Annotated in this window: 17 protein-coding genes; 2 read left to right on the top strand and 15 right to left on the bottom strand. The window is 72.1% G+C overall.

From position 1 onward, the window contains the following. Positions 1–187: 187 nt before the first annotated feature. From MTBUT4_RS07355 to MTBUT4_RS07300, 12 genes are all read right to left on the bottom strand, one after another. Positions 188–685 (bottom strand): hemerythrin domain-containing protein, encoded by a 498-nt coding sequence (locus MTBUT4_RS07355; RefSeq protein ID WP_173979022.1) that lies wholly within the window; start codon positions 683–685, stop codon positions 188–190. Continuing rightward, entirely contained in the window at positions 685–1,941 is a 1,257-nt protein-coding gene (locus tag MTBUT4_RS07350) for a hypothetical protein (protein ID WP_173979021.1), read from the bottom strand. The genes MTBUT4_RS07355 and MTBUT4_RS07350 overlap by 1 nt, the downstream gene beginning before the upstream one ends. Beyond that, entirely contained in the window at positions 1,941–2,501 is a 561-nt protein-coding gene (locus MTBUT4_RS07345; protein WP_173979020.1) for a DUF2249 domain-containing protein, read from the bottom strand. The genes MTBUT4_RS07350 and MTBUT4_RS07345 overlap by 1 nt, the downstream gene beginning before the upstream one ends. A gap of 86 nt (positions 2,502–2,587) precedes the next feature. Beyond that, positions 2,588–3,289 carry a Crp/Fnr family transcriptional regulator gene (locus MTBUT4_RS07340; protein ID WP_173979019.1) on the bottom strand — a complete coding sequence of 234 codons (702 nt, stop codon included), beginning with the start codon at positions 3,287–3,289 and terminating at the stop codon, positions 2,588–2,590. Further along, positions 3,286–3,984, bottom strand: a complete 699-nt coding sequence (locus tag MTBUT4_RS07335; protein WP_173979018.1) for a Crp/Fnr family transcriptional regulator — start codon at positions 3,982–3,984, stop codon at positions 3,286–3,288. The genes MTBUT4_RS07340 and MTBUT4_RS07335 overlap by 4 nt, the downstream gene beginning before the upstream one ends. Positions 3,985–4,042: 58 nt before the next feature. After that, entirely contained in the window at positions 4,043–4,519 is a 477-nt protein-coding gene (locus MTBUT4_RS07330) for a hypothetical protein (protein ID WP_173979017.1), read from the bottom strand. A 100-nt stretch (positions 4,520–4,619) separates the two neighbouring features. Then, complete coding sequence (locus tag MTBUT4_RS07325; protein ID WP_173979016.1) at positions 4,620–5,582, bottom strand: YihY/virulence factor BrkB family protein; 963 nt, start codon at positions 5,580–5,582, stop codon at positions 4,620–4,622. Positions 5,583–5,595: 13 nt separating this feature from the next. Beyond that, on the bottom strand, positions 5,596–6,327 hold the full coding sequence (locus MTBUT4_RS07320) for a DUF3618 domain-containing protein (RefSeq protein WP_173979015.1): 732 nt from the start codon (positions 6,325–6,327) through the stop codon (positions 5,596–5,598). Further along, the gene (locus MTBUT4_RS07315; RefSeq protein WP_173979014.1) at positions 6,324–6,716 is read right to left on the bottom strand and encodes a phage holin family protein; all 393 of its coding nucleotides are present in this window, start codon (positions 6,714–6,716) and stop codon (positions 6,324–6,326) included. Before MTBUT4_RS07315 ends, MTBUT4_RS07320 begins: the two co-directional genes overlap by 4 nt. A 1-nt stretch (position 6,717) precedes the next feature. Then, a complete protein-coding gene (locus MTBUT4_RS07310; protein WP_173979013.1) occupies positions 6,718–7,302 on the bottom strand; it encodes a hypothetical protein in 585 nt (194 codons plus the stop codon). A gap of 94 nt (positions 7,303–7,396) precedes the next feature. After that, complete coding sequence (locus MTBUT4_RS07305) at positions 7,397–7,831, bottom strand: DUF4383 domain-containing protein (RefSeq protein WP_173979012.1); 435 nt, start codon at positions 7,829–7,831, stop codon at positions 7,397–7,399. A gap of 19 nt (positions 7,832–7,850) precedes the next feature. Continuing rightward, on the bottom strand, positions 7,851–8,249 hold the full coding sequence (locus MTBUT4_RS07300; RefSeq protein ID WP_173979011.1) for a cytochrome c family protein: 399 nt from the start codon (positions 8,247–8,249) through the stop codon (positions 7,851–7,853). A 132-nt stretch (positions 8,250–8,381) separates the two neighbouring features. On the opposite strand from MTBUT4_RS07300, the gene murI reads away from it, so the two are divergent. Both murI and MTBUT4_RS07290 read left to right on the top strand, forming a co-directional pair. Further along, positions 8,382–9,215 carry a glutamate racemase gene (gene murI, locus MTBUT4_RS07295; protein WP_173979010.1) on the top strand — a complete coding sequence of 278 codons (834 nt, stop codon included), beginning with the start codon at positions 8,382–8,384 and terminating at the stop codon, positions 9,213–9,215. A 59-nt stretch (positions 9,216–9,274) separates the two neighbouring features. Beyond that, entirely contained in the window at positions 9,275–9,532 is a 258-nt protein-coding gene (locus MTBUT4_RS07290) for a GlsB/YeaQ/YmgE family stress response membrane protein (RefSeq protein WP_173979009.1), read from the top strand. A 120-nt stretch (positions 9,533–9,652) separates the two neighbouring features. Here MTBUT4_RS07290 and MTBUT4_RS07285 read toward each other — a convergent pair whose 3' ends face one another. The 3 genes from MTBUT4_RS07285 to MTBUT4_RS07275 form a co-directional block, all read right to left on the bottom strand. Beyond that, positions 9,653–9,850: a CCE_0567 family metalloprotein gene (locus tag MTBUT4_RS07285; RefSeq protein ID WP_173979008.1), complete on the bottom strand. Its 198-nt coding sequence runs from the start codon at positions 9,848–9,850 to the stop codon at positions 9,653–9,655. An 82-nt stretch (positions 9,851–9,932) separates the two neighbouring features. Continuing rightward, on the bottom strand, positions 9,933–10,208 hold the full coding sequence (locus MTBUT4_RS07280; protein ID WP_173979007.1) for a hypothetical protein: 276 nt from the start codon (positions 10,206–10,208) through the stop codon (positions 9,933–9,935). Between the two features lie 44 nt (positions 10,209–10,252). Beyond that, positions 10,253–11,275, bottom strand: coding sequence for an NAD(P)/FAD-dependent oxidoreductase (locus tag MTBUT4_RS07275; protein ID WP_173979006.1), 1,023 nt, complete (start codon positions 11,273–11,275; stop codon positions 10,253–10,255). Between the last annotated feature and the right edge of the window lie 14 nt (positions 11,276–11,289).

Below are 11,289 nucleotides of genomic sequence, written 5' to 3'. Positions count from 1 at the left end.
GACAGCCCTACGGGCTTCCTCAGGATGAGGCTTAATACGTTGAAATCATTAAAGCCCTCATCCTGAGGAGACCGCGCCAGCGGCCGTCTCGAAGGACGAGGGCGTCCTCGGGCATAGTTTCGCAAAGGTCCCGCGAGCGGGCGAGGGTGCTCCTAAATCCAAACCGGACAGACGCGGGCCTTCGCCCTCACCCCACCTCGCGCTGGTAGGCCTCGGCCAGTTCGGCATCGGCCTCGGGGCCGACCAGGGCGGTGATGGCGGCCAGCAGGCCCATCTCCTCCTTCTGCACGTGGAAGATCTCGCGTTCCACCAGCTCGGCCCCGGCGTCGCGGAATTCGCGCCAGGTGGCGTCGTCGAACCCGCTCTCCACCGCCCGGGCGGCGGTCTCGGCCACCTTCAGCGCCAGCGGCAGGATCGAGCGGTGCTCGTGGGTCAGCATCATCACGATGCCGGTCTCGCCGCGGGCGATGAACAGCGGGAACAGGCGGCCCTCCTCGAAGGCGAAGTGCTGCTCGACCTCGGCCCGCAGCAGGGCGGACAGGCGGGCCAGGAAGGAATCGGCCTGACCGCCGCGGGCCGGCGGGGCGCGGTGGTCGGCGAGGAAGGCCTCCAACTCCTGCAGGGCGTCGATGGTGGCCATGTGGTCCTGGTGCAGCAGGGCGCCGATCCGGGTCTGGGTGAACATCAGGCTTTTCCTTCGCGAAGGTGGGTGCGGGTGCGGACGAGAACGAGGGCGGCGAACAGGGCGAAGGCAAGCGATCCGGCCAGCCCGGCCGCCGCCCCGGCGACCATCAGCGGCGGCCAGGGCAGCAGCAGCCCGAGGGCGAGCAGGGTCAGCGCCGCCCCGTGCAGCGCGGCATGGACCGGCAGCGCCCGCCCGGCGGCCAGGCGCGACACCATGGCGCCGGAATGCATGGAGGCGAGGAAGGGCATGATGCGGCTGAGCATGCCGGTGACGAAACTGAGCAGCCAGCCGAACACCAGCAGCAGCCCCCACAGCGGCGCCGTGCGCTCGGGGTCGAGCCCCAGCGCCAGCGCCAGCGCGGCGACCAGGCTGGCCGGCAGCATGGCCCAGCCGAGGCCGAGCAGGCGGAAGAACGGCTCCAGCCGGCGCCGCATGCGCTGGGCGAGGACGGCGCGCACACCCCTGAGGTGCAGCGCCACCGCCGCCAGCCCCAGACCGGTGCCCAGCGCCGCCAGCCATCCCGTCGCCGCCGCGGCGCCGACCGCGCCCAGCGCCAGGGCCAGCCCGGCCAGCAGGGCGGATCGGCGGGCGGCGGCGCCGGGCACCGCCGGGGCCAGCACGAACATGGGCAGCAGCACCGCCGAGAAGCCCAGCGCCAGCAGGCCCATGAAGCCGTAACCGGCCAGCGCGGCGTGGGCGGCGGCGAAGGCGGCGCGGTCGGGCAGGAAGCCGGCCGAGACATCGGCCACCAGCGCCAGGCCGAGGCCGCTCAGCCCGGCCAGGGCGGCCAGCGCCAGCCAGGCCGGCACCGTCACCGCCGGCAGATCGTCCACCGCCGTCAGGTTGCGCCCGACCAGCACGCCGAACAGGGCCAGCCCGGCCACCGTCAGCGCCGCGCCGGAATGCAGCGCCCACGGCGCCACCATGGCCATGCCCCAGCACAGCAGCGCCACCCCGGGGACATACAGGACCCAGGTCAGGCGGCACGCCCACAGCGGCCCCAGCCGGCGGCGGGTGGCGACCGGCAGGATCTGGAAGGCGGCGCCCATGGCGGCCATGGCCAGCACCCCCAGGGTGATCAGGTGCAGCCCGGCCACCAGCGGCCCCAGCCCGCCGGTGAAGCCCGGCGCCTGGCCCGCCGCCGCCACCAGGGCGGCCCAGCCGGCGATGTGGAACAGCACCGCGGCGGCGAAGAAGCCGAAGGGGATCGCGGGCGGCAGCAGCCGGTCCTCGGCCCCCATCATGAACGGAACCATCAGGCCCCCCGTTCCAGCCGCAGGCGGATCTCGCCCGGCTCCTCGACCGTGTCGGCGATGCGCCAGCCGCGCTCGGCCAGCTCGGGCACCAGGAAGTGGGGCAGGCGGTCGTGATGCACCTGCAGCACCCCCAGCTCCGGCCCCGAGGCGTCGATCAGGCGCAGGATGGCGACCATGGGCAGCGGCGGCGCCAGGCGGCGGACGTCCACGTGCAGGCCGTCGGGCTCGCGCCAGCTCAGCGCCCCCTCGGGCATCATCTCGGCCTCGGAATCGCGCTCCCAGTCGAGGCCGCCGTCGAGGTGGAAATAGACCCGCCAGTGACCGCCGCCCAGCCGGCGGCCGAACGACGAGAAGCCGCGCGCCGCCAGAACCCGGCGCAGCGGCGACGGATTGAACGGCGCGTCCACCACCAGGCAGCCGCCGAACTCCACCTTGTCGGCGGCCTCCATCAACTGGCCCAGCGGGTCCTCGCCGGCGGCGAGGCCGGCCCGCACGTCGATGGGAGAGACCGCCGCCGCCTGGGCCAGCCAGGTTGGTAGTCCGTCGCCACGCTCAGCCATCGCCACCCGCTCCTGCAAGCATGGGCAGAAGCTTGCCGCCGCGGCGGCGCGGCCTCCTTGATTTTCGACAAGAGGAAGCGGGGGGGCTACTCGCCGCCGTCGCGGACCAGGCGGCGCAGGGCGTCCAGATCGGTCAGCACCAGTTCGCGGCCGACGCTTTCCACCCCGCAGGCCTTCAGCCGGCCGAGCGCCCTGGACAGCGATTCCGGGGCGATGCCGATGCGGCTGGCCAGCACCGCCTTGGTGATGGGCAGGCGCACCTGCGCGCTGCTCTTGGGGGCGCTGCCCTCGGCCCCCTGGGCGAGGGCCAGCAGGAACGAGGCCAGGCGCTGGCCGGGCGACTTGCTCTTCAGATCGCCGATCTCGCGGATCATCCGCATCTGCCAGCGCGACAGGCCCGACAGCAGGTGGAAGGCGAGCTTGCGGTTCTCGGACAGGCGCTTGAGGAACGGGCCGGCCGGCACGTGGACCAGCCGCGAGCCCGCCACCACCTCGCAGTTCAGCGGGAAGCGCCCCGACGAGAACATGGCCGCCTCGGCGAAGGTGGAGACGGCGTCGAACACCTCGATCACCGACTGGTCGCCGCTTTCGGTCAGGGCGAAGATGTTGACGCGGCCGCCCAACACCACGAAGAAGCGGTCGGCGAGGTCGCCCTGGCTGAACAGCAGCCCGGTCTCGGGATAGGCCACGCTTTGCGCCGCCTCGAGCAGCAGCGCCAATTCCCGGCGCTCCAGGGCGGCGAACAGCGGCGCCTTGGCGCACAGGTCGAGATCGGCGGGCTGAATCATGCCAGATCGTCCTCGACGCAGAAGTCGCGCAGGCGCTCGATATCGGCGATGCGCACCACGTTGTCGGCCTTGGATTCCACCCCCACCTTGGCCAGCTTGGCCAGCGCCCGCGACAGGCTTTCCGGCTTCATCCCCAGCTCGTCGGCGACCAGCTTCTTGTCGTAGGGAAAGCGCACCGACACCGCGCCCTCCTCGGCCTCGACCATGGACAGCAGGAAGCTGCCCAGGCGCTGGGCGGTGGTCTTCAGCTTCAGCTCGGCGATCTGGCGCACCAGCATGCGCAGGCGGAACGACATGGTCGACAGCATGTGGGTGATGATGTCGAAGCGGGCCTCCAGCTTGGCCAGGAAGGACTCGGCCGGCACCGCCAGCAGCGTCGCCCCGGTCAGCGCCCGCGCGGTCATCAGGAAGCGCCCGTCGCCGAACATGGCGGCATCGCCCAGCACGGTGCCCTTGCGCGCCACCTCGACCACGCTGCGCCGGCCTTCGGCGTCGATGGACAGCTCCACATGCCCGTCGAGCACCACGTAGAAGCGCTCGACCGGGTCACCGGCGGCGTAGAGCTGCGCCTCGTGGCCGTGCGCCTCGATGACGGCGCCGGCCACCAGGTCGCGGATGTCACCCTCCTGCAGCCCCGAGAACAGCGGGGTGAACTGCAGTTGCAACAGCACGTCCTTGCCGAGTGTGGCGGTCATGTCCGGTCCTTCCGTCCTTCAGGAAACTAGACGAAAGGAACAGGTGCCGCCAAGTCCCCTATTGTCCGCCGAACGGCAGGGTCGGGAAGGTGACGCGGAATCCCGGCAGGGTGGGCGGGGTCGGCCCCGGGGGCGGATTGCCCGGCGGCGCGTTGGCCGGGGGCGACACGGGTGGCAGGGGCGGCGCCGACGGCGTCACCGCCGGGGTCGAGAACGATGGCGGCAAATCCTCGCGCGAGGCCGGCAGCCGCAGCCCGGGCAGCACGGGTGGCGCCGGCGGCGCCAGCTGGCCGAGGGCCTCGTCGCCGACCGGCTCGGCGCCCGGCCCGGACACCGGCACCCGCTCACCCTCGTCCAGCGCCGCCAACGGGTCGTCGCCGGCCATGCGGCCGACGCACAGGTCGAAGGCGGCGGTACCGGCGCGGAAGCCGGCGCCGGCGCAGATTTCCGCCGCGCCGCGACCCGCCGCCCAGGCCGGCACCGCGATCGCCAGCGCCAGCGCCGCCGCCGTCATCGCCCTCACCGTCCTGCCCATGGGACCCTCCCGCTGATCTTTCAACGCCCCCATTATCGCGCCGCCCGGGCGGGCCGGGGCGGGGGCAGAGGAACTGCCGTTAGGATCAGAGGGTTTACCCCTAGCGGCGCGCGCGCCCGACGGTGTCGGCCATGCGGGCGCCGCGGCGGCCCATGGGCTGTTCCGGGCCGGTGGTGCTGTCACGAACGGTCTGGTGCTCGGCCTCGGCATCCAGCAGCGCCCCCAGCAGCACCGCGAAGGCGGTGAGCTGGAACCACAGCAGCATCACCGCCACCGCCGCCACCGAGCCGTAGGTCTCGTTGAAGCTGCCGAAGCGGGCGGCGTAAAGGGAGAACAGCCCCGACCCGGCGAGCCAGACCAGCACCGCCAGCGCCGCCCCCCAGGTGACCCAGCGCCAGCGCGGCGGCTGGCGCGAGGGCGCATAGCGGTAGATGACGACCAGGCCGGCCAGCGCGAAGGCGCCGAGCACCGGCCAGCGCCCCGCCGACAGCGCGGTCTTGACCCCGTCCGGCAGCGGCAGCAGGCCGAGCGCGGCGGGCAGCGCCGCCACCAGCCCCAGTGCCACCAGTCCGAACAGGATCGAGCCCACGGTCAGCGCCAGCGCCACCAGATTGTAGCGGAGGAAGCCGCGCCCCTCCTCCTCGCCGTTGACGATGTTGAGGCCCGCCATCAGGCCCTTCACCCCGCGGGTCGCTCCCCACAGGGCGACCACCAGGGCGATGCCGAAGGACACCCCCAGCGACCCTTCCGAGGCGCGGGTCAGCCCGACCAGCTGCTCGCCGATCAGGCGGCGGACGTCGTCGGGCAGGAAGCCGCCCAGGGCGTTGACCTGCTCCTCGACCACCATCGGATCGGCGACCAGCCCGAACAGGGCCACGCCGGCGGCCAAGGCCGGAAACAGGGCGAAGAACTCGTTGAAGGCGATTCCGGCCGACACCACCGACAGCTCGTAGCGGCCGATGTCGTCCCACATCCTGCGGGCGACGTCGAGCCAGCCGGACCGGGAAATCCCCGATGGCCGGTCGGCCTGGCGTCCCCGTGGGTCGGCGGCGCGGCCGGCCATCACCGGTCCTCGGTCAATGGGTCAGGCTGGAGCCGGGACGGGTCGCCGCGCCTTCCTCGCGCAGCGCCTTGCCGCCCTCCTCCTTGGCGCCGTGGACCGCCCGCTCGGCCACCCGTTCGGCCTTGTCCACCAGCTGCTGGCCGGCCTCGCGCGCCTTGCCGGCGATATCCACGTCGCCCAGCATTTCCGATTCCGCTTGGCTGCGCGGCAGCAGGGCGCCGATGGCGGCGCCGGCCAGCACGGCGACCAGGCCCATGGTCAACGGGTGCTCGCGATAGGTGTCGCGGGTGCGGTCGGCGGCATGCGAGGCCTGCACCTTGGCGTCATGGCTCCAGCGGTTGAGGCGGTCGCCGGCGCGTGCGGCGGCGTCACGGGCCTTGGCGCTCACCCCGGCGGCGGCGCGGGCCTCGTCGGTGTATTGCGACGCCATGGCGGTGGTCGCCTCGCCGCCCCACTCCGCCGCCCCTTCCAGGCTTTCGTAGGATCCCGAAGTGCCCTGGCGGCTCTGCGACAGGGTGCCCGACAGGGCCAGCCAGCCGATGCCGACGCCGATCAGGGCGAGCGGAACGGGATTGTCGCGCACCATGGCGCCGACGCGGGAACGATCGTTAGCTATGTCTCGCATGGTGTCCACCGCCTGATCCATGATTTGCCGGGGGGAAAGACGGTGCTCGATGGCGGAGAGCGTGCTCGCCATGGCGCCGCGGGTTCGTTCGATACCGTCCTCGATCTCCTTTGTGGTCATCGCAGCTGCTCCTTGGCCCAGCGGGTGTTATCGCGGAACGTCTCGAACGTCCGGCGCAGGGTCAGGTTCTCGCCGCGCATGGCGGCCAGCCCGCGGGCGAGCACGGCGGCGCCGATCACCGCCAAAGCGAGGCCGACCACCGCCGCCGCCGCCCACAGCGCGATCACCGTGGCGAGGCCCAGGATGGCGGCCGCCACCAGGGCCTGAAAGGCGACGAACAGGACCAGGCCGCCGGTGATCAGCTCGGCCGCGCCCCACCCGGCCTGCCGCGCCTTTTCGGCAAGCTCGGCCTTGGCGAGGTCGATTTCCTGGCGGAACAGCTGGGCGGTCTCGCGGGTCAGCTCGCCGAACAGGCCGGCCAGCGAACGGTCGGGAAGCACATCCGCCATGTCAGCCTCCCGCGCCCGGGATGGTGTCGCCGGGCATGCCGATTCCGGTGTCGGTGCCTGCCGAGGCGCCGTAGCCGCCGGTCCCCCCGGGGCCGCCCAGGGCGGATGTCGGAGCCTGGGCCGCGGACATGCGGCGCGGCATCCGGCGCGGGCCGGGGCCGGCGTTCTTCACCGCCCGGGCGAGCACGAAGCCGACCATGGCGGCGCCGCCGACGAACCAGTAGGGCTGGCGGCGGGCGAAGTCCTCGGCCCCGCCCATCACGTCGTCCCACCCGGTGGAACGCAGGTAGTCGGCGACCTCGTTCAGCCGCTCGGCGGCGATATGGGTGTAGCGGCCGATCATTTCGTTCTCCGATTCCAGGTCCGTTGCCGCGCGATGCAGGGCACCCGCCATGCCGTCGACCGCACTGGCGGCGCGCCGGCGCTGTTCGTCGGCGGCGTCGCGCACCGCCGCCTTGGCCTGGGCCATGGCTTCTTCGCCGCCCGCCCGGGCCGCCCGTTTAACCTTGCCTTCGCCGAGTCCGCCGCCGCCGCCCTCCACGGCCGGTGGCATGTCGGCGGTCGGAGTCACGATGGGATCTGCCATGGCGCCCTCCTCGTTACGCTGCCTGCTTGCTGGGGAAACAGTCCGGGCGGCGCCCGGTTCCTTGGTTCGAACTTCCGGGGTTCGGACTTCCGGGTTAGCGCCGCGGCGGGAGATCGCCGGCGGTTTCGACGGCGGTCACCGGGGCATATCCGAAATAGGCGGCCACCAGGGTGATGGCGCCATGCAGCCAGATGTCGTGGCTGTGGATCGGCACCAGCCCGAACACCGTGTCGAGCACCGGGATCAGCCCCATCACCGTCAGCACCGCGTAGACCACGGCGACGGCGCGGGCATAGGCGCGCGACGGCACGAAGGACCGCCACACCACCACCCCCCAGACGCCGAATGCCAGGTGCACGATGTTGTGCAGGACGTTGACCGGGAACAGCCCGAACAGCACGCCGTGCCCGGCCTCGACCACCAGCGGCGGGCCGGCCTCGGGCGGCATCAGCACGCCGGGGACGAAGCCGAGGATGCCGATGGCCAGGAAGACCACGCCCATCACCAGGGCGAAATAGCGCGTCTTCATCGCAACCCTCCTGTGGCGGTCATTTCTGGGTGGCGAGATAGGCGATCACGTTGGCGCGGTCCTCGGGCTTCTTCAGCCCGGCATAGGCCATCTTGTTGCCCGGGATGAAGCCCTTGGGGTCGGCCAGGTACTTGTCCAGGTTTTCCGGCGTCCAGGTCAGGTTGGCGCCGGCCATGGCTGGCGAGTACTTGAATCCCTCGACCTTGCCCGAGGGGCGGCCGACGATCCCGTGCAGGCTGGGGCCGACGCGGTTCTTGCCGGGCTCGACGGTGTGGCAGGCCTTGCACTGGTTGAACACCTTCGCGCCGGCCGCCGCATCGCCTGGCGGGGCTGGGGCCGGAGCCGGGCCTTGGGCCTGGGCGGTGCCGGCATACAATGCCGCCAGCGGGACCAGGGCAAGAGCGAGGCGCACGAACATGACGCTCCTCCACGGGTATGAAGTGGTTTGTCAGGCCAACAGCCGGGGCGGGCGCTTCGTTCCACGCTTGCATTTCCTCCGGTTTGACGGAAGATGCCGCCATTCCCTTCGGCCGCCCCGGAATTCCCCTCCATGCCCAGCGAGCTGTCGCGTCCCATCGGAATCTTCGATTCCGGCGTCGGCGGGCTGACCGTGCTGAAGGCGCTGCGCGAGCGGCTGCCGGCCGAGGCCCTGGTCTATCTGGGGGACACCGCGCGCCTGCCCTACGGCACCAAGAGCGCCGCCACCGTCAGCCATTACGCCGTCCAGGCCGCCCGCGCCCTGGTCGCCACCGGCATCAAGGCGCTGGTGGTGGCCGACAACACCTCGTCGGCCCATGCGCTGGAGACCCTGCGGGCGGAGTTCCCCGGCCTGCCGGTGATCGGCGTGATCGAGCCCGGAGCCACCGCCGCCGGGCATGCCAGCGCCCGCGGCCGCATCGTCGTCATCGCCACCGAGAGCACGGTCGAGGCCGGCATCTATCCGCACGCCGTCCTCAATTCCCGCCCCGGCGCCCGGGTGACGCAGCGCGCCTGCCCGCTGTTCGTGGCCATGGTCGAGGAAGGCATGACCGACGGCCCCATCGCCGAGATGGTCGCCCGCCACTACCTCGATCCGCTGTTCGCCCAGGCCCCCGAGGGCGAGGCCGGCGACTGCCTGCTGCTCGGCTGCACCCATTTCCCCGCGCTGATGCCGCTGCTGCGCCGGGTGGTGGGCAACGGGGTAGCCATCGTCGATTCCGCCACCACCACCGCGCGGGCGGTGGACGCATTGCTGGAGCATCGCGGCCTGGCCCGTCCGCCGCTTTGCGCCGGCGGCGTGCGCTACCTGGCCACCGACGCCCCCGACCGCTTCGCCCGGGTGGCGGCGGAATTCGTCCCCTGGCACATCGGCGCCGGCGAGGTCGAGCTGATCGATCTCGGGTAACGGAACCCCGCGGACCCGGCGGCCGTTAACCTTCCGCAACCCGCTGCGGGAGAGGCCCCATGTCGTTCATCTTCGCCATCGTCATCGGCCTGCTGGCCGGCATCGTCGCCAAACTGCTGATGCCGGGGCGCGACCCCGGCGGCTTCATCGTCACCATCCTGCTGGGCATCGGCGGCGCATTGCTGGCGACCTGGGCCGGCCGCGCCCTGGGCTGGTACGGCACCGACCAGGCGGCCGGCTTCATCGGCGCCGTGGTCGGTGCGGTGTTGATCCTGTTCCTCTACCGCCTGGCCATGGGGCGGCGCAGGACGGATTAGGGCGGGGTGCCCCATTCCCTACCCGTAGCCTCATCCTTCGAGACGCCGCCTGCGGCGGCTCCTCAGGATGAGGCCCGAATGAGACGAAGCTCCCGCTTGATATGAGCGCAGGCCGGCGCCTCAGCCGCCGGCCGCCTTCAGCTTGGCCCGCGCCTCGGCCAGCCTGGCGTGCAGGGCATGGCAGCGTTCCGCCACCTGGGGGATGGTCTCCCAGTTGACGGGCAGCTCCTCGGACAGGTCGTGCAGGTCCATCTTGGCCTGGGTCGCCTGGGTCGACAGCTTCTTGATTTCGGCCTTCAGGGTGTCGATGTCGCTCATCACTCGCTCGCAGTCTGGCTTCGGCGGAAGCAGACTGCGACTTTAACGCATTGCACAAACAGAAGGCAATCGCGCCGGATGCCTATTTTCTGCCCTGTCGGACGGCGCGGCACACCCCGCTGCGCATGGACGCGGCCAGCGCCTTCTCGGCCTCGGCCCGGCTGGGATAGCCGCCCAGGCGCTGCCACTGGCCGCTCCAGTGCGGCACCGAGACGCGCACCTCGCAGGCGCCGCTGGCGGGCCAGCGCACCAGCAGGTGCTCCGGCGCGGCGGCGGCGGGAAGGGCGGCAAGGCTGAACAGGACGGCCAGGGTGATGCGCATGGCGGGGAAATGGCCCACGCGGGCGAGGGCCGCCATTGCCCGAACGGAATCTCGGAAGGTACTCCGACGCCGAACCCGCGTTACGCTGCCGGCACGCCCGAGGTGGTGGAGTGCTCGAAGTGCAGGGCCTCGTCCGGGTGGGTGTGGGCGCGGGCGGAGTGGGCGGCGCGGGCGGCTTCGGCGAAGCCGCTCAGGATCAGCTTCAGCTTGCCGGGATAGGTGCAGACGTCGCCGGCGGCGAAGATGCCCGGGGTAGTGGTGGCCATGGTGGCGGGATCGACCGCCACCGTGTTGCGCTCCAGGGCCAGGCCCCATTCGGCGATGGGTCCCAGATCGCTGGCCAGCCCGAAGAAGGGCAGCAGGGCGTCGGCCTCCAGGCGGCGGGTCTGGCCCTCCAGCGTCGCCACGGTGACCGCCGCCAGGGCGCCGCCGGGGGCGGCCTCGAGGCCGTGCAGCTGGTAGGGCACCACCAGTTCCACCGCGCCGGATTCGGACAGCGCCTTCAGGCGCGCCTCGGATTCCGGGGCGGCGCGGAATTTCGGGCGGCGATGCACCACCGCCACCGACGCCGCCACCTCGGCCAGCGAGATGGCCCAGTCCACCGCCGAATCGCCACCGCCGGCGATGACCACGCGCCGGCCCCGGTAATCCTCGCGCCGGGTGACGAAATAGTGCACGCCGCGGCCCGGACCCTGGCCCTCGAAGCCCTCGATGCCGTCCAGCGGCGGCCGGTTGGGGCCGAAGGCGCCGCCGCCGGCGGCGACGATCACCGCCTTGGCCAGGATGTCGGTGCCGTCGGACAGGGTGCAGCGCCAGACCTCGCCCTGCCGCTCCAGCCCGTTCATGCGGCGGCCCAGATGCATCACCGGATGGAACGGCGCCGCCTGGGCCTCGAGCCGGGCGATCAGGTCGGCGGCCAGGATGGCGGGATGGCCGGGGACGTCGTAGATGGGCTTTTCCGGATAAAGGGCGGCGCACTGGCCACCCACCGCGTCGAGGGCATCGACCACGTGGCAGCGCAGCTTGACCATGCCGCATTCGAACACCGCGAACAGGCCCACCGGCCCGGCGCCCACCACCACCACATCGGTCTCGTGCGTCATCTATCGACTCCGAA

This window comes from Magnetospirillum sp. UT-4 (genome assembly GCF_902729435.1).
Classification (GTDB): Bacteria; Pseudomonadota; Alphaproteobacteria; order Rhodospirillales; family Magnetospirillaceae; genus Magnetospirillum.
The sequence above is the reverse complement of the archived record's forward strand: the minus strand, read 5'-3'. Positions and strand labels throughout refer to the sequence as shown.

Coding starts and splice junctions, on each gene's coding strand:
- MTBUT4_RS07355 (WP_173979022.1), bottom strand. CDS start 685: ATGTTCACCCAGACCCGGATCGGCGCCCTGCTGCACCAGGACCACATG.
- MTBUT4_RS07350 (WP_173979021.1), bottom strand. CDS start 1,941: ATGGTTCCGTTCATGATGGGGGCCGAGGACCGGCTGCTGCCGCCCGCG.
- MTBUT4_RS07345 (WP_173979020.1), bottom strand. CDS start 2,501: ATGGCTGAGCGTGGCGACGGACTACCAACCTGGCTGGCCCAGGCGGCG.
- MTBUT4_RS07340 (WP_173979019.1), bottom strand. CDS start 3,289: ATGATTCAGCCCGCCGATCTCGACCTGTGCGCCAAGGCGCCGCTGTTC.
- MTBUT4_RS07335 (WP_173979018.1), bottom strand. CDS start 3,984: ATGACCGCCACACTCGGCAAGGACGTGCTGTTGCAACTGCAGTTCACC.
- MTBUT4_RS07330 (WP_173979017.1), bottom strand. CDS start 4,519: ATGGGCAGGACGGTGAGGGCGATGACGGCGGCGGCGCTGGCGCTGGCG.
- MTBUT4_RS07325 (WP_173979016.1), bottom strand. CDS start 5,582: ATGGCCGGCCGCGCCGCCGACCCACGGGGACGCCAGGCCGACCGGCCA.
- MTBUT4_RS07320 (WP_173979015.1), bottom strand. CDS start 6,327: ATGACCACAAAGGAGATCGAGGACGGTATCGAACGAACCCGCGGCGCC.
- MTBUT4_RS07315 (WP_173979014.1), bottom strand. CDS start 6,716: ATGGCGGATGTGCTTCCCGACCGTTCGCTGGCCGGCCTGTTCGGCGAG.
- MTBUT4_RS07310 (WP_173979013.1), bottom strand. CDS start 7,302: ATGGCAGATCCCATCGTGACTCCGACCGCCGACATGCCACCGGCCGTG.
- MTBUT4_RS07305 (WP_173979012.1), bottom strand. CDS start 7,831: ATGAAGACGCGCTATTTCGCCCTGGTGATGGGCGTGGTCTTCCTGGCC.
- MTBUT4_RS07300 (WP_173979011.1), bottom strand. CDS start 8,249: ATGTTCGTGCGCCTCGCTCTTGCCCTGGTCCCGCTGGCGGCATTGTAT.
- murI (WP_173979010.1), top strand. CDS start 8,382: ATGCCCAGCGAGCTGTCGCGTCCCATCGGAATCTTCGATTCCGGCGTC.
- MTBUT4_RS07290 (WP_173979009.1), top strand. CDS start 9,275: ATGTCGTTCATCTTCGCCATCGTCATCGGCCTGCTGGCCGGCATCGTC.
- MTBUT4_RS07285 (WP_173979008.1), bottom strand. CDS start 9,850: ATGAGCGACATCGACACCCTGAAGGCCGAAATCAAGAAGCTGTCGACC.
- MTBUT4_RS07280 (WP_173979007.1), bottom strand. CDS start 10,208: ATGGCGGCCCTCGCCCGCGTGGGCCATTTCCCCGCCATGCGCATCACC.
- MTBUT4_RS07275 (WP_173979006.1), bottom strand. CDS start 11,275: ATGACGCACGAGACCGATGTGGTGGTGGTGGGCGCCGGGCCGGTGGGC.